Below are 15,592 nucleotides of genomic sequence, written 5' to 3'. Positions count from 1 at the left end.
CTGCTTTGCAGGCCTTCGCGAGCAAGCTCGCTCCCACAAGGTTCCCTTATTCCTGTGGGAGCTTGCTCGCGAAGGACCGCAACGCGGTCCCAGTATTAGTTACCCCGCTTGCCATTGAAGGCCAGCACCTCCCCCTCGATCACCCCCTGACTGACGATCAGCGGCTCCACCAGCGGCCGGCTGGCGAGGAAATGCGGGGTCAGCATATGCGCCTCGAACGCCGCCTCGCTCTCATACACTTCATACAACCAGACCAGATCCGGATCACTGTGATCGCGGATCACATCGAACACCAGGCACCCCGGCTCATCGCGCACGGAATGGGCGGCATTGACCCGCATGGCGTCCATGAACTGCGCCAGGCTGCCAGGCTTGAGCTGGGTCTTGAGTAGAAGGCTGTACACGTCGAACTCCTTTTTGTCTTATATTTGCGAAAAATTGTATACAAAAATGGAGCCGAAGCCATGCCTGTCCGTCCCAGCCGTCTCAACGGCCTGCGTCATCTCGCGATCCTGGTGCCCAATCTCGAAGTCTGCGAACGCTTCTACGTGGATGTGCTGGGCATGGAGGTGCTGCACCGCGCCAACGAAGACCTGGTCTACCTGACCTGCGGCAACGACAACCTGTCCCTGGGCCGCGCCTTCGCGCCCAGCAGCGGCGCGCAGGCGGTGGATCACTACGGCTTCGTGGTCGACAGCGTCGACGAACTGCACGCCTGGCATGCCTACCTGAAGGAATGCGGGGTGACCCTGCTGGACACGCCGTTCGCCCATGGCGACGGGACCTGGAGCTTCCACCTGCTGGACCCCGCGGGGAACAAGGTCCAGCCGATCTATCACCCGGCGATTTCCGGGCAGCGCTTCAACTGATCATTCGTAGGCCGTGACCCCGGCGATATGGCGCGCGGCGATATAGCCGAAGGTCAGCGCCGGACCAAGGTTGATACCGCCCGCCGGATAGTGCCCGCCCATGATGCTGGCCATGTCGCAACCCGCGGCGTACAGGCCCTCGATCGGTCGCTGAGCGGCATCCAGCACCTGCGCGTGCGGGTTGGTGCGCAGTCCGGCGAAGGTGCCGAAGCAGCCCGGTTCGACCTTCACCGCGTAGAACGGCCCGTGCTCGATGGGCGCCACGCACGGATTCGGCCCGTGCAGGGCATCGCCCTGTTTGCGGTTGTACAGGGTGCGCCCGCGACCGAACTGCGGGTCCTCGCCGTGGCGGGCGTGGCGGTTGTACTCGCTGACCGTATCGACCAGCGCGCGGGCGTCGATGCCGCACTGGTTGGCCAGCTCGTGCAGGCTGGCGGCGCGCTTCAGATAGCCGCGGCGCACCAGTGACGAGGTCGGCAGCGGAAACGGCCGGGCGATGCCGAGGCCGTAGCGGCGCTGGAAGCGGTGGTCGCAGATCAGCCAGGACTCGACCTTCTCGCCCGGGGCGGCGGCGACCATGGCACTGACGTAGTCGTAGTAGCCATCGGCCTCGTTGACGAAGCGCTGGCCGTTGCTCAGCACGCCGATGATCCCTGGCTTGCCGCGCTCGATGATATGCGGGAAATGTCCGCTGCTGCCGTCGGCATACGGCACCTTCGACACCGGCGCCCAGGCCACCGGGCTGTGCAGGTCGTCGGCGACCCGGCCACCGACGCTTTCGCCTAGGCGCAGGCCGTCGCCATTGGCGGCGAGGGGTGGCAGGGCGAGGTGTTCATGGCCGGTCGGGGTGCGCGGGAACAGTGCCTTGCGCCGCTCGATATCGTTGGGGAAGCCGCCTGCCGCCAGGACCACGGCGCGGGCGTTGATCGTCACTTCGCCGCTGGCGGTCTGCACCACCGCGCCGCTGACCTTGCCGTCTTGCTGCAGCAGGCGACGGGCCGGCGCCGATTCCCAGAGCAGCACGCCGAGGTCTTCGGCGGATTTGGCCAGGCGCGCCACCAGGGCCACGCCATTGACCAGATGCAGGGCGCGGCCATGGCTGGCGAGGCCGAGCAGGTGGCGGCCGACACGCCGGGCGACATGCAGCAGCGAACGCCAGGAGCGGGTCAGGCTGAGGAAGGCGCCGAGGTCCTGGCCGGCCATGATCGGCATGCCCCAGAACGCGGTTTCGCGCATGGTCCGGCGCAGGCGCTTGAGCAGCTTGCCGGTGTGCCGGGCATCGTAGGGCGCGGCGATCACCGAACGGCCGCCGGTGCCGGCGCCGGGGCTGTCGCCATGGATATCGGCGATGCCGTTGCCATCGGCGAACTGCAGCGCGGTGTGGGTTTCGAAGAAGCTGACCATGTGCGGTGCGGCGTCGAGAAAGGCGTCGATCAGCGGCGCGTCGAAGCGCTCGCCCAGTTCGTGTTCCAGGTAGGTGCGTGGTGCCGAGCGGTCCTCGATGATGCCGGCGCGGCGCGCCAGCGGATTGCACGGCACCCAGGCCCAGCCGCCGGACCAGGCGGTGGCGCCGCCGAACACCGGGTCCTTCTCCACCACGATGACCTTCTGGCCATGCCAGGCCGCGGTGACCGCGGCGCTGAGGCCGGCGGCGCCGGAACCGATCACCAGAACATCGCAGTCCGCCGTGCGGGCAGGGGAGGGAAGGGCGGTCATGGAAAATCCTCGTAGTGGTGTTTTTGGAACTTGATTCCATAATCCGTGATCGTGTTGCAGGTGCCAAGCAGCCGCCAGCGAAGTTGGGCGAAGATCGAACAGTGGTTTGCGCTTTGCCCGGCGCTCTTTAGAATTCGCCAACATTTCCAGGGACCATGACCATGGCCGGCAGTCAGATCGAACGCGCGTTCAGCCTTATCGAAAGCCTCACCAGCGAGCCTCGCGGGCTGCCGATGCAGACCCTTTCCGAGCAGTTGGATATTCCGAAAAGCGCGACCCACCGCATGCTCGCCGAGCTGATCCGCCTGGGTTACGTGCGGCAGAACCCGGAGAACAGCCGCTACCTGCTGAGTACCCGGCTGGTGGCCATGGGCTTTCGCTACCTGGGCAACAGTGGCGCGGATATCGTCCAGCCGATCCTTGACGAGCTGGCGCGGCAGAGTGGCGAGCTGGTGCGCCTCGGGGTGATCGACGGCGAGCGCCAGACCTGGATCGCCAAGTCCCAGGGCGCGCGTTCCGGGCTCAAGTACGACCCCGACATGGGCCGTGATGCACCGCTGTTCTACAGCGCCTCGGGGCATGCCTGGCTGGCCAGCGTGAGCGATGCCCAGGCCCTGCTGCTGGTGGAGCGCCAGGGTGTGGGGCCGGCCGAAGCCTTCGGGCCGAATGCGCCGAAGTCCAACGCCGAGTTGCTGGAGCGCCTGCGGATCGCCCGCGAGCATGGCTATGCCTGGGTGGTGGAGAGTTCGGCGGTGGGCATGTCGGCGCTGGCCGCGGTGATCGCCGATCCGCAGGACGGGCATGCGCTGGGGGTGGTGAGCATCGCCGGACCGACCGCACGGATGAGCGAGGCGCGGATGCACGAGCTGGCGCCGTTGCTGCTGGAGACGGTGCGGGAGCTGGCGGCGGCGAGTCCGGCTTCCGAGTTGTTCATCTGACCTCCTTCCCTTCGCTGCATTTGGGCCCGTAGGAGCTGGCTTGCCTGCGAAAGGACCGCAAAGCGGTCCCCGCTAGCGGTGAGGTCCGGGACCGTTGCACGGTCCTTTCGCAGGCAAGCCAGCTCCTACAGGGGGTTGCATAAAAAATGGAACTTGGTTCTAAATAAATGGAGTCGAAAAAAGAGAACCCACTCCCCATGAGCCAACGAACCCTGTCCCTGGCCGCCCTCACCGTCCTCGAGCTATCCCCCCCGGAAATGGTCGAGGTCGCCGCCCGCGCCGGCTACAGCCATGTCGGCCTGCGCCTGGAACCGGCCACCCCGGAAGAACACCACTTTCCCCTGGTCCGTGATGCCGCCCTGCGCCAGCAGACCGCCGCGCGCCTGCGCGATACCGGGATCAAGGTGCTGGACATCGAGATCCTGCGGCTCAAGCCGGACACCCGGGTCGCCGACTTCGACCCGCTGCTGGCGGTGGGCGCGGCGTTCGGCGCCACGGAGCTGCTGGTGGCCGGCAACGATCCGGACCCGGCGCGGATGACCGAGAACTTCGCCGCCCTCTGCGACCTGGCCGCCCGCTACGGCATTCACCCCCACCTTGAATTCATGCCCTGGACCGACGCGAAGAACCTCACCCAGGCACTGGAGATCGTCACCGCCGCCAACCGCGACAACGGCTGCGTGTTGGTCGACGCCTTCCACTTCGACCGCTCCGCCTCGCGCCTCGACGACCTGCGCCAGGTCCCGGCGTCACGCCTGCGCTACCTGCAACTGTGCGATGTCGCCGGCCCGCGTCCGCACGACATGGCCGAGATCCTGCGCCAGGCACGCAACGAGCGGCGCTTTCCCGGTGACGGCGACTGCGATCTGCACGGCCTGCTGGGCGCCGTGTCGCCGGATATCCCGCTGAGTCTGGAAATCCCCACCCGGCAGTTGCTGGAACAGGGCGTGCCCGCGCTGCAACGCGCGCAGTGGGCGCTGGAAAAGACCCGCGACGTCCTCAGCCACCTCTGACCGCGCCGAGCCGTCCCATGCCCCCAGTCAGTCAGCCGTTCAAAGGCATCCTGCTGGTCGTTGCCGCGACCTTCCTGTTTTCCAGCCACGACGCACTGTCGAAATACCTGTCGGGGTTCTATCCGATTGTCTGGGTGGTGTGGGCGCGTTATCTGGCGCACACCCTGCTGATGCTCGGCATCTTCCTGCCCCGGGCCGGCCTGCGCGGCTTGCGCACCCGCCGGCCCGGCCTGCAGGCGGCGCGGGCGCTGTGCCTGCTCGCGTGCAGCCTGCTGTTCACCAAGGCCCTGCAGTACCTGCCGCTGGCCGAGGCGACGGCGGTGAATTTCCTCGCGCCGCTGCTGGTGACGGCGCTGTCGGTGCCGCTGCTCAAGGAGCGGGTGACCCGTGGCCAATGTCTGGCGGTGATCGCCAGCTTCCTCGGCGTGCTGGTGATCGTGCATCCCGGCGGCGCCCTGTTCACCCCGGCGGTGTTGCTGCCGCTCGGCTCGGCCACCTGCTTCTGCTTCTATCAACTGCTGACCCGCAAGCTCAGCGATGTGGACAGCCCCACCGTGAGCAACTTCTTCACCGGCGTGTTCAACACCCTGGTGATGAGTACCCTAGTGCCGTTCTTCTGGACCGTGCCGAGCCTGGAGCATGGCCTGATGACCCTGGCCCTCGGCAGCCTCGGTATGGTCGCCCACCTGTTCCTGACCCAGGCCTTCCGCTATGCGCCGCCGGCGGTGCTGGCGCCGTTCAGCTACAGCCAGATCGTCTTTGCCGGGTTGATGGGCATCGTGCTGTTCGGCCAGCGCCCGGATACCTGGGGCGTGATCGGCATCAGCGTGATCTGTCTCAGCGGGCTGGCCGCGGCCTGGCTGCAGCGGCGCGGCTGAAACGCACGCGGGGCCTGTCCTTTCGGAACAGGCCCCGCGCGGGTCACGCCATGGCGATCAGTCTTCGATTTTCGGGACCTTGCGCGGCGCCATGAAGTACATCCAGGTCAGGGCGATGAAGTACATCGCCGGGATCATGGTGAACAGCACGGTGTAGTTGTTGTTGGTGGTGGTCAGCACGTAGCCGACGATCTGGGTCATGAACATGCCGCCGATGGCCGCGCACATGCCGCCGAAGCCGAACACGGTGCTCATCATGTGCTTGGGCGTGTAGTCCATCACCAGGCTCCAGATGTTGGCGGTCCAGGCCTGGTGCGCGGCGATCGCCAGGGAGATCGCCAGTACCGCGACCCACAGGCTGCTGGCGCCGGCGGCGAAGATGACGCCGACGATGGTGGCGGCGAACAGGGCCATGGACATCAGCCGCGCCTTGACCGGGGCCACGCCGCGACCGATGAGGAACGAGGAGAGGATGCCGCCGCCGACGCTGCCGAAGTCGGCGCTGAGGTAGATGACGATCAGCGGGATACCCATCTGTGTCACGCTGATGCCCAGGCTGTATTGCTGGTTGAGGAACGGTGGCAGCCAGTACAGGTAGAACCAGAACACCGGCGCGGTGATCGAGTAGGCCAGGGCGAAGGCCCAGGTGCCGCGCATGCGCAGGATCCGCGAGAACGGCACGCCTTTCTGCTCGGGCTCGACCTCGCCCATCACGTAGGCGCGCTCGGCGTCGGTGACGCGCGGGTGGTCTTCTGGGTTGAAGTACTTCAGGCCCCAGAACGCGACCCATACCAGGCCCAGGGCGCCCATGGCCATGAAGGCGGCCTGCCAGCCCCACACGGTGAGGATCAGCGGCAGCAGCATCGGGGTGAACATGGCGCCGACGTTGGTGCCGGCGTTGAAGATGCCGGTGGCGACCGCGCGTTCACCGGCCGGGAACCACAGGCGGGTGGTCTTGACGCAGGCGGGGTAGTTGGCCGCTTCGGTCAGGCCGAGGATGAAGCGGCAGACCATGAAGCCGACCGCCGAGGTGGCCAGGCCGTGGGCGCCGGTGGCCAGGCTCCAGAGCAGTACCGCGCAGAAGAACACTTTCTTCACGCCGACCCGGTCGATCAGCCGGCCCTGGAGGACGAAGCCGATGGCGTAGCCGACCTGGAACCAGAAGTTGATATTGGCGTAGTCCATCGCCGTCCAGCTCATTTCCTTGGCCAGGATCGGCTGCATGACGCCGAGGGCGGCACGGTCGATGTAGTTCAGGGTGGTGGCGAAGAACACCAGGGCGAGCATGACCCAGCGGGTCTTGCCGACGGCCATGGCGCCACGGATCTTGTCGCCGATGCCGGCGTGCGGGGTACTGCTCAGCGGCTGAGCGACGGGATTGCTGGGGCTGTGGATCATCGTGGGTTACCCGTATTTTTTATGTTTATGGGTCGAGCCTTGGGTGACGCAGGAAAACGGCATTGCATGGGCCTGGTTGGCAGGATCGACCGGGTTCGATGGCCGATGAATCCCTGCTTCATGGTTTGAAATGGTGCGCACTGCTCAAAAAAGGGTCAATTCGTCACAACGCATTTCGGGCGATAATCGCACACAAAACTAACCGGTTCGTACCTTTTTCTTGAGCTGGTTTCCACCCCGGCCAATAATTCTTCTCAGTTTGGGCACTGCCTGCCCGTAGGAGACTGAAGATGCAGCGTTCGATTGCCACCGTGTCCCTGAGCGGCACCCTGCCGGAAAAGCTCGAAGCCATAGCCGCCGCGGGTTTCGACGGCGTCGAGATCTTTGAAAACGACCTGCTCTACTACGACGGCAGCCCCCGCGAAATCCGCCAGCGCTGCGCCGACCTGGGCCTGGCCATCACCCTGTTCCAGCCATTCCGCGACTTCGAAGGCTGCCGCCGTGAACGCCTGGCGCGCAACCTCGATCGGGCCGAACGCAAGTTCGACCTGATGCAGGAACTGGGCACCGATCTGGTGCTGGTCTGCAGCAACGTCGCCGCCGACGCCCTGGGCGAGCGCCAGATACTGATCGACGACCTCGGCCTGCTGGCCGAACGCGCTGGCGCGCGTAACCTGCGCATCGGCTACGAGGCCCTGGCATGGGGCCGGCATGTGAACCAGTGGCAGCAGGTCTGGGACATCGTCCGCGCGGCCGACCACCCGGCGCTGGGGATGATCCTCGACAGCTTCCATACCTACTCGATCAAGGGTGACCCCAGCGGCATCGCCCAGGTGCCGGGGGACAAGATCTTCTTCGTGCAGATGGCCGACGCGCCGATCCTGGCCATGGATGTGCTGGAGTGGAGCCGGCATTTCCGCTGCTTCCCGGGGCAGGGCGAGTTCGACCTGGCGGGTTTCCTCGCGCCGATCCTGCAGGCCGGCTATCGCGGCCCGTTGTCCCTGGAAATCTTCAACGACGGCTTCCGCGCCGCGCCGCCCCGGGCCAATGCCGCCGACGGCCTGCGCTCGCTGCTGTACCTGGAAGAGAAGACCCGCGAGCGCCTGGCGCAGACTGCGCCGGCGGTGGCGACAGAGACAGAACTGCTGTTCAGCCCGCCGCCAGCCAACGCCTATGACGGCATCGAATTCCTCGAATTCGCCGTCGACGATGCTCTCGGCGCCAAGCTCGGCGGCTGGCTGCAGGGCCTCGGTTTCACCCAGGTTGGCCAGCACCGTTCGAAGAACGTCAGCCTGCTGCGCCAGGGCGACATCAACCTGATCCTCAATGCCGAGCCGTATTCCTTCGCCCACAACTTCTTCGACAGCCATGGTCCGTCGCTGTGTGCCACCGCCGTGCGGGTCAAGGATAGCGCCCAGGCCCTGGCGCGTGCCGTGGCCTATCACGGCCAGCCCTATCGCGGCCTGGTCGGGCCCAACGAACGCGAGCTGGCGGCGGTGCGCGCGCCGGATGGCAGCCTGATCTACCTGGTGGACCAGGGTGTCGATGGCCGCACCATCTACGACACCGACTTCAGTGTCAGCATCAGGCAACCGGCGAGCGGCATCGGCCTGACCCGCATCGACCACATGGCCATGGCCCTGCCGGCGGATGGCCTGGACAGCTGGGTGCTGTTCTACAAGAGCGTGCTGAATTTCGAGGCCGATGACGAGGTGGTGTTGCCGGACCCTTATGGCCTGGTCAAGAGCCGCGCGCTGCGCAGCCAGTGCAGCAGCATTCGCCTGCCGCTGAACATCTCGGAAAACCGCAATACGGCGATCTCCCATGCCCTGTCCAACTACCGGGGTTCCGGTGTGCACCACATCGCCTTCGACTGCGAGGACATTTTCAGCGCCGTGAAGCGGGCGAAGGAGGCCGGGGTGGCGTTGCTGGACATTCCGCTGAACTACTACGACGACCTCGCGGCGCGCTTCGATTTCGACGACGAGTTCCTCAGCGAGCTGGCCTACTACAACGTGCTGTATGACCGCGATGGCAACGGTGGTGAGCTGTTCCATGTGTACACCGAGCCCTTTGAGGAGCGCTTCTTCTTCGAGGTGATCCAGCGGCGCAACGGCTATGCCGGGTATGGCGCGGCGAACGTGGCGGTGCGCCTGGCGGCGATGGCCAAGGCGCGCAGCGGCGGGATGCGTCACGCCAAGCTCTGAGGGTGGTCTTGAGGGTCTCTCGCTGGCAAGCGGAACGCCGCCCGGCCAGCTCCCACAAGGTCTGCGTGCACCGCCGAACCCTGTGGGAGCTGGCGTTGCCAGCGATGAGGTCCTCAAGGACTACATAGATATTGGAAATATCCTCATCCCCACAAGGCTTTCTTCTGATGCACAGGCGCCCCATAATCGGGCGGATAAATCGAAGGCCACGAGCTCCGTATGACCACGAACATCGCACCTTCCGCGCCAGCCGAAACTGCGCCGCGCAAAGGCCGCAAGAACAACCCGGAAAAGACCCGCGAGAACATCCTCCAGGCGGCGATCAGCGAGTTCGTCCAGCAAGGCCTGGCGGGCGCCCGGGTCGATGCGATCGCCGAGCGCACCCAGACCTCCAAGCGGATGATCTACTACTACTTCAACAGCAAGGAGCAGTTGTACGTCGAGGTGCTGGAGAAGCTCTACGGCGATATCCGCAATACCGAGAGCAACCTGCACCTGGCCGAACTGGAGCCGCGTCTGGGGATTCGCCGGCTGATCGAGTTCACCTTCGACCACCACGACCGCAACGTCGATTTCGTGCGCATCGTCTGCAACGAGAACATGCACCACGGCGAGTACGTGAAGCAGTCCTCGGCGATCCGCTCGATGAACAAGACGGTCCTGCAGGCGCTGGACGAGGTGCTGCGGCGTGGCGCCAGCGAGGGGGTGTTCCGCACGGGCCTCGAGGCCCTCGACGTCCACTTGCTGATCAGTTCGTTCTGCTTCTATCGGGTATCCAACCGGCATACCTTCGGCGAGATCTTCCAGGTCGATTTCGAGAACCCGGTCGTCAAGGCCCGGCACAAGGAAATGATCTGCGAGTCGGTGCTGCGCTACCTGCAGGCCTGATCACCGGTGCGCCGCGGGATTKGCCCCGCGGMGTTGCCCAGGCGCTGGAAATGCTCGGTCATGCGCTGTGGATCGGGCGCCACGCCACTGAACAGTTCGAACGCCTTGACCGCCTGGTACGCCGCGGGATTGCCCCGCGSCCCACGTCCCGCTCAGTTGCCCAGGCGCTGGAAATGCTCGGTCATGCGCTGTGGATCGGGCGCCACGCCACTGAACAGTTCGAACGCCTTGACCGCCTGGTACACCGCCATGGTGGCGCCATTCAGGGTGCGACAGCCGAGGGCGCGGGCTTCGCGCAGCAACTCGGTTTCCAGCGGGAAGTAGACGATCTCCGCGACCCACAGTTCGGCCCGCAGCAGGGTTTTCGGGACCGGCATGCCGGGCAGCTTGGCCATCCCCATCGGCGTCGTGTTCACCAGGCCGCACGCCTGCGCCATGGTGCTTTGCAGATCGTGACCGACCCTGGCCCGGGTCCCCGGGAAATGCTGGTTGAGGTTATCCACAAGGGCCTGGGCCCGCGCGACTTCCACATCGAACACGCTCAGCCGTTGCACACCCTCGCTGAGCAGGGCATGGGCCACCGCTGCGCCGGCACCACCGGCGCCCATCTGCACTACATGCTGGCGGGAAACGTCCGGCAGGCCGCGACGAAAACCTTCGGCAAAACCCAGGCAGTCGGTGTTGTGGCCGATGCGCCGGCCGTTCTTCAGCACCACGGTATTCACCGCCCCGATGCCGCGGGCTTCCGGCGACAGCTCGTCGAGCAGCGGGAGGATCGCCTGCTTGCACGGGAAGGTGATGTTCAGGCCAGTGAAACCCATGTACTGGGCGGCGGTCAGCAGCTCTTCGAGGGCGCTGCTGTCGAGCTTGAGCTGGTCGAGGTCGATCAGCCGGTACAGGTAGGTCAGGCCCTGGGCGGCGCCTTCGTGTTCGTGCAGCGCGGGGGTGCGCGAGGCCTGGATGCCCGCGCCGATCAGGCCGGCGAGAATGCCGGGCGGTTTGGCCAGATTCATCGGTAAGACTCCGTTGTTGTTCTTGGCGATTGGAAAAGGAGTGTTCCGATAAAATGTACCGTCTGGTTAACAGGAATCAATCGGCGCCAGCGTTTAGTGTTCGCTGATCGCACAGGGTCGTGCTACACCTTGTGGCTCGACCACGGAGGAGCAATGCCAATGTCAGTGAAGTTGGACGTCACCCAGCATCAGACCTGGCCGGGGCTGGCCAACCTGACGCATTCGATGCTTTGCGCACTCGGTGCGGTGGGCTTTCGCAATGCGTTCGGCCTGGCGCCCGCGCGGGCGACCTGCCTGCTGCTGATCGACGGCCTGGGCCACGAGTTGCTCCGCGAGTACCGCGACGACGCGCCGTTCCTCGCCGGGCTGATGCGTCCGGACGGCGTGTTTCGGGTCGGTTTTCCCGCGACCACGGCCTCGAGCCTGGCGGCCCTGGCCTCGGGCCTGGGCAGTGGTGCCCACGGCATCGTCGGCTGCAGCTTCGCCCTGGATGCCGACAGCGAGTTTTCCCCGCTGACCTGGAGCTGCGCGCCCTTCGTCGCGCAACGAGCCTTCGCCGAGGTGCCGACGCCGGAGCAGTTCATCGTGCCGCAGACCGCCTGGGAGCAAGCCACCGAGCAGGGACTGCGGATCAGCACGGTGATGCCGGCGCGCTATGCCGAATCCGCCTACACCCGGGCCATCTACAAGGGCTCGCAGATCCTCGGCGCGCCGTCGTACTACGCCTATCCGCAACTGGTGCGCCAGGCCCTGGAGGTGAATGCGCCGGCGCTGTGCTTCGCCTATTTCGCCGACCTGGATTTCGCCGGGCATCTGTTCGGTCCGGGCTCGGAAGCCTGGCTGGCGCAACTGCGCGTCGCCGATCGCCTGGCCGAGTCGATCTTCCAGCAGCTCCCCGCGGGCGCGCGGCTGCTGGTGACCGCCGACCACGGCATGCTCGGGCTGGATGCCGACGCGGTGGTGGATTTCGACCGCGAGCCGGCGCTGCAGGATGGGGTACTGGCGGTGGCGGGGGATATCCGCGCACGGCATGTCTATGTCGATGCCGCGCGGCTGGACCGCACCCAGGAACGCTGGCGCGATCGCCTGGGGGATGGCTACACGGTGCTGAGCAAGGCGGACGCCATTGCCGGCGGGTTGTTCGGCGATGTGATGCTGAGCCAGGCGGAGGCGCGGATCGGCGACCTGATCGTGGTGCCGAATGGCGGCGGGGGGATCATTCGCAGCGAGGTGGAGCCGGCGGCGAGTCGCTGGCTGGGGCACCATGGGGCGTTGACCGATGCGGATCAGGTGGTGCCGTTGTTGATGGCATGAGTCTTTGGGACGTTTGTCTCGTAGGAGCGTGGCTTGCCCGCGAAGGAACTTGTAGGAGCTGGCTTGCCTGCGAAAGGACCGCGCAGCGGTCCCCCGAAACATCACCGAATTGGGACCGTTGCACGGTCCTTTCGCGGTGGTTCGTCACACGACAAGCCACGCTCCTACGCGCGGGGCGGCGGGGTGGCAATCAGCGCCGAACCAGCAGCACCCCACTCTCCATATGGTGGGTATAGGGGAACTGATCGAACAACGCACAGCGCTCGATCCGGTGCGTGTCGTGCAACTGTGCGATGTTCGCCGCCAGCGTTTCCGGATTGCAGGAGATGTACAGGATGTTGTCGAAGCGCCGGGTCAGCTCGCAGGTGTCCGGGTCCATGCCGGCACGCGGCGGGTCGACGAAGACGCTGCCGAAGTCGTAGCTCTTCAGGTCGATGCCTTCCAGGCGACGGAACGGCCGCACCTCGTTCAGCGCTTCGGTCAGTTCCTCGGCCGACAGGCGCACCAGCCTGACGTTATCCACCGCATTGTCATCGAGGTTGTGCAGGGCGGCATTCACCGAGGTCTTGCTGATCTCGGTGGCCAGTACCTTGCGCACCCGGGTCGCCAGCGGCAGGGTGAAGTTGCCGTTGCCGCAGTACAGCTCCAGCAGATCGTCCTCGCGCTGGCCCAGCGCTTCGTAGGCCCAGCCCAGCATCTTCTGGTTCACCTGGCCGTTGGGCTGGGTGAAGGCGCCTTCCGGCTGGCGGTAGCGGAATTCGCGTCCCGCCACCTGCAACGCTTCCACCGCGTAGTCACGGCCGATCACCAGGCGCTTGCCCTTGGAGCGGCCGATGATGCTCACGCCCAGTTCGCCGGCCAGTTGCTGCGCCGCCACTTCCCAGGCCTCGTCCAGCGGCCGGTGATAGCACAGGGTGATCATCGCGTCGCCGGCCAGGGTAGTGAGGAACTCCACCTGGAACAGCTTGTTGCTCAGGGCTTCGCTGGCCTGCCAGGCGCTTTTCATGCGCGGCATCAGATCGTTGATCTGCTGGCTGGCGATGGGGAAGTCCTCGATCAGGATCGGCGTGTGTTTCTCGCCCGGCGCGAACATCGCGTAATGCCGCTGGCCGCCCTCGCGCCACAGGCGGAACTCGGCGCGCAGGCGGTAGTGCTCGCGCGGCGAATCGAACACCGCCGGTTGCGGCGCAGCGAACGGTGCCAGCAACTCGCGCAGGCGCTCGACCTTGGCGGCGAGCTGCTGGTCGTAGGTGGAAGGGTCGAAGACAGCACTCATGCGTTGAACCAGCCCAGCTTGATGACGAACAGGATGGACAGGATCACCAGGGCCGAGTTCAGGTCGCGGCCGCGGCCGGAGATCAGCTTGATCGCGGTCCAGGAGATGAAGCCGAAGGCGATGCCGTTGGCGATGGAGTAGGTCAGCGGCATCGCCAGGGCGGTGATCACCACCGGCGCGGCTTCGGTGATGTCATCCCAGTTGATTTCCGCCAGGCCCGAGGCCATCAGCACGGCGACGAACAGCAGCGCCGGCGCGGTGGCGAAGGCCGGTACGCTGCCGGCCAGCGGGGCGAAGAACAGCGCCAGGAGGAACAGGATGGCGACGACGATGGCGGTCAGGCCGGTACGGCCGCCGGCACTGACGCCCGCCGCCGACTCGATGTAGCTGGTGGTGGTCGAGGTGCCCAGCAGGGACCCGGCCATGGCCGCGGTACTGTCGGCGATCAGGGCGCGGCCCATCTTCGGCATGTGGCCGTCCTTGCCCATCAGGCCGGCACGCTTGGCTACCCCGATCAGGGTGCCGGAGTTGTCGAACAGGTCGACGAAGAGGAAGGCGAAGATCACGCTGACCAGGCCGATGTCCAGCGCGCCCTTGATGTCCAGTTGCAGGAAGGTCGGTGCCAGCGATGGCGGCATCGACACCACGCCGCCGAACTGGGTGACGCCGAAGACGATGGACACCACGGTCACGGCGAGGATGCCGATCAGCACCGCGCCGCGCACTTTCAGCGCCTCCAGGGCGACGATCAGGAAGAAGCCCAGGGTGGCGAGGATCGGCGCGGGCTGCTTGAGGTCGCCCAGGCCCACCAGGGTGGCCGGGTTATCGACGACGATACCCGCGTTATGCAGGGCGATCAGTGCGAGGAACAGACCGATACCGGCGGCGATCGCCGAGCGCAGCGGCAGCGGGATGCTGTTCACGATCCACTCGCGGATGCGGAAGATCGACAGCAGGAAGAACAGCACCGCGGAGATGAATACCGCGCCCAGCGCCACCTGCCAGGTGTGACCCATGTGCAGGACCACGGTGTAGGTGAAGAAGGCGTTCAGGCCCATGCCCGGCGCCAGGGCGATCGGGTAGTTGGCGATGATGCCCATGATCGTGGAGCCGATGGCCGCGGCCAGGCAGGTGGCGACGAACACCGCGCCCTTGTCCATGCCGGTCTCGCCGAGGATGCTCGGGTTGACGAAGAGAATGTAGGCCATGGCCAGGAACGTGGTGACGCCCGCCAGGATCTCGGTACGCACATTCGTATTGTGTGCTTTCAGTTGAAACAGCCGTTCCAGCATGTCCTGCTCCCCGTGGCGCGATGGGCGCCTAAAGTTGTCGGTCCGGTCAGGAAAGCACAAAGCGTACCGCCTTGACGTTTTTTTCGACCGGGCCGGAAAAAAGCCGCGCATCATACCAGCATGGCTGGCAGAGGGTAATGCGTCCAACCGCCCGCCGATCGTTCGCCGTAGGCCCGGTGATCTACGCTGGATGGACACGCCCGGAAGGAGTTCATCATGACCCAGAGAGCCCTGATCGCCGTCGCCGAAGGCGTCGATGACCTGCAGACCGTGACCCTCGTCGATGTGCTGCGCCAATCGGCGGTGGAGGTACTGCTGGCGAGTGTCGAGACGCGGCGGATGCTCACCTGTGCCCGTGGCACCCGGCTGACCGCCGACGCCATGCTGGTGGACGTGCTGGCGCAGTCGTTCGACCTGATCGTCCTGCCCGGGGGCGAAAACGGCGCACGGCGCCTGGCCGCGAGCCCGGCTTTGGAGCAGCGCATGCAGGAGCAGGTCAAGGCCGGGCAGTATTACGCGGCGATCGGCGAGTCGCCGGCGCTGGTGCTGCAGGCCTGGGGGCTGCTGCGTCAGCGGCGCATGACCTGCCACAACGATGTCAGCCAGCACCTGTCCGGGTGCAGCTTCGTCGATCAGGCGGTGGTGGTGGATGGCAACTGCATCACGGCGCAGCATTCGGCGGCGGCGATCCCGTTCGCCCTGGCCCTGGTGGAGCTGCTGGAAGGGAAGGTGATGCGGGGGCAGGTGGCGCACTTGCTCGGTTGCTGATGCCACGTAGATCCCCCTCTTA

General features: G+C 65.9%; 14 protein-coding genes. 8 read left to right on the top strand and 6 right to left on the bottom strand.

Annotated elements, in window-relative coordinates; genetic code table 11:
- Positions 1-95: 95 nt before the first annotated feature.
- Complete coding sequence (locus RTI28_RS16640) at positions 96-404, bottom strand: putative quinol monooxygenase (RefSeq protein WP_316921469.1); 309 nt, start codon at positions 402-404, stop codon at positions 96-98.
- Between the two features lie 60 nt (positions 405-464).
- Between RTI28_RS16640 and RTI28_RS16635 the strand changes: the two genes are divergently transcribed.
- Positions 465-869: a VOC family protein gene (locus RTI28_RS16635; RefSeq protein ID WP_316921468.1), complete on the top strand. Its 405-nt coding sequence runs from the start codon at positions 465-467 to the stop codon at positions 867-869.
- Here RTI28_RS16635 and RTI28_RS16630 read toward each other — a convergent pair whose 3' ends face one another.
- Positions 870-2,585, bottom strand: coding sequence for an FAD-dependent oxidoreductase (locus tag RTI28_RS16630; protein ID WP_316921467.1), 1,716 nt, complete (start codon positions 2,583-2,585; stop codon positions 870-872).
- A 161-nt stretch (positions 2,586-2,746) separates the two neighbouring features.
- On the opposite strand from RTI28_RS16630, the gene RTI28_RS16625 reads away from it, so the two are divergent.
- The 3 genes from RTI28_RS16625 to RTI28_RS16615 all read left to right on the top strand — a co-directional run bounded on the left by RTI28_RS16625 (position 2,747) and on the right by RTI28_RS16615 (position 5,414).
- Positions 2,747-3,523 carry an IclR family transcriptional regulator gene (locus RTI28_RS16625; RefSeq protein ID WP_316921466.1) on the top strand — a complete coding sequence of 259 codons (777 nt, stop codon included), beginning with the start codon at positions 2,747-2,749 and terminating at the stop codon, positions 3,521-3,523.
- A gap of 197 nt (positions 3,524-3,720) precedes the next feature.
- The gene (locus RTI28_RS16620; RefSeq protein WP_316921465.1) at positions 3,721-4,536 is read left to right on the top strand and encodes a sugar phosphate isomerase/epimerase; all 816 of its coding nucleotides are present in this window, start codon (positions 3,721-3,723) and stop codon (positions 4,534-4,536) included.
- 17 nt (positions 4,537-4,553) lie between these two features.
- Complete coding sequence (locus tag RTI28_RS16615; RefSeq protein WP_316921464.1) at positions 4,554-5,414, top strand: DMT family transporter; 861 nt, start codon at positions 4,554-4,556, stop codon at positions 5,412-5,414.
- A gap of 57 nt (positions 5,415-5,471) precedes the next feature.
- Here the strand turns inward: RTI28_RS16615 and RTI28_RS16610 are convergent, their stop codons facing one another.
- Positions 5,472-6,812, bottom strand: coding sequence for an MFS transporter (locus RTI28_RS16610; RefSeq protein WP_316921463.1), 1,341 nt, complete (start codon positions 6,810-6,812; stop codon positions 5,472-5,474).
- Between the two features lie 290 nt (positions 6,813-7,102).
- On the opposite strand from RTI28_RS16610, the gene quiC reads away from it, so the two are divergent.
- Complete coding sequence (gene quiC, locus RTI28_RS16605; RefSeq protein WP_316921462.1) at positions 7,103-9,019, top strand: 3-dehydroshikimate dehydratase QuiC; 1,917 nt, start codon at positions 7,103-7,105, stop codon at positions 9,017-9,019.
- Between the two features lie 219 nt (positions 9,020-9,238).
- The gene (locus RTI28_RS16600; protein WP_316921461.1) at positions 9,239-9,907 is read left to right on the top strand and encodes a TetR/AcrR family transcriptional regulator; all 669 of its coding nucleotides are present in this window, start codon (positions 9,239-9,241) and stop codon (positions 9,905-9,907) included.
- Between the two features lie 152 nt (positions 9,908-10,059).
- Here RTI28_RS16600 and RTI28_RS16595 read toward each other — a convergent pair whose 3' ends face one another.
- Positions 10,060-10,920 (bottom strand): shikimate dehydrogenase, encoded by an 861-nt coding sequence (locus RTI28_RS16595; RefSeq protein ID WP_410479001.1) that lies wholly within the window; start codon positions 10,918-10,920, stop codon positions 10,060-10,062.
- A 159-nt stretch (positions 10,921-11,079) separates the two neighbouring features.
- On the opposite strand from RTI28_RS16595, the gene RTI28_RS16590 reads away from it, so the two are divergent.
- Positions 11,080-12,234 (top strand): alkaline phosphatase family protein, encoded by a 1,155-nt coding sequence (locus RTI28_RS16590; protein ID WP_316921460.1) that lies wholly within the window; start codon positions 11,080-11,082, stop codon positions 12,232-12,234.
- Positions 12,235-12,424: 190 nt separating this feature from the next.
- Here RTI28_RS16590 and trmA read toward each other — a convergent pair whose 3' ends face one another.
- On the bottom strand, positions 12,425-13,510 hold the full coding sequence (gene trmA, locus RTI28_RS16585) for a tRNA (uridine(54)-C5)-methyltransferase TrmA (protein WP_316921459.1): 1,086 nt from the start codon (positions 13,508-13,510) through the stop codon (positions 12,425-12,427).
- The gene (locus tag RTI28_RS16580; RefSeq protein WP_316921458.1) at positions 13,507-14,802 is read right to left on the bottom strand and encodes an NCS2 family permease; all 1,296 of its coding nucleotides are present in this window, start codon (positions 14,800-14,802) and stop codon (positions 13,507-13,509) included. Before RTI28_RS16580 ends, trmA begins: the two co-directional genes overlap by 4 nt.
- Positions 14,803-15,018: 216 nt before the next feature.
- On the opposite strand from RTI28_RS16580, the gene RTI28_RS16575 reads away from it, so the two are divergent.
- Positions 15,019-15,570: a DJ-1 family glyoxalase III gene (locus tag RTI28_RS16575; protein WP_316921457.1), complete on the top strand. Its 552-nt coding sequence runs from the start codon at positions 15,019-15,021 to the stop codon at positions 15,568-15,570.
- The last annotated feature ends 22 nt before the right edge of the window (positions 15,571-15,592 follow it).

Origin of the sequence: Pseudomonas sp. zfem002 (assembly GCF_032621685.1) — a bacterium.
Taxonomy (GTDB): domain Bacteria; phylum Pseudomonadota; class Gammaproteobacteria; order Pseudomonadales; family Pseudomonadaceae; genus Aquipseudomonas; species Aquipseudomonas japonica.
This window is presented reverse-complemented; position numbering and strand designations above follow the sequence as displayed.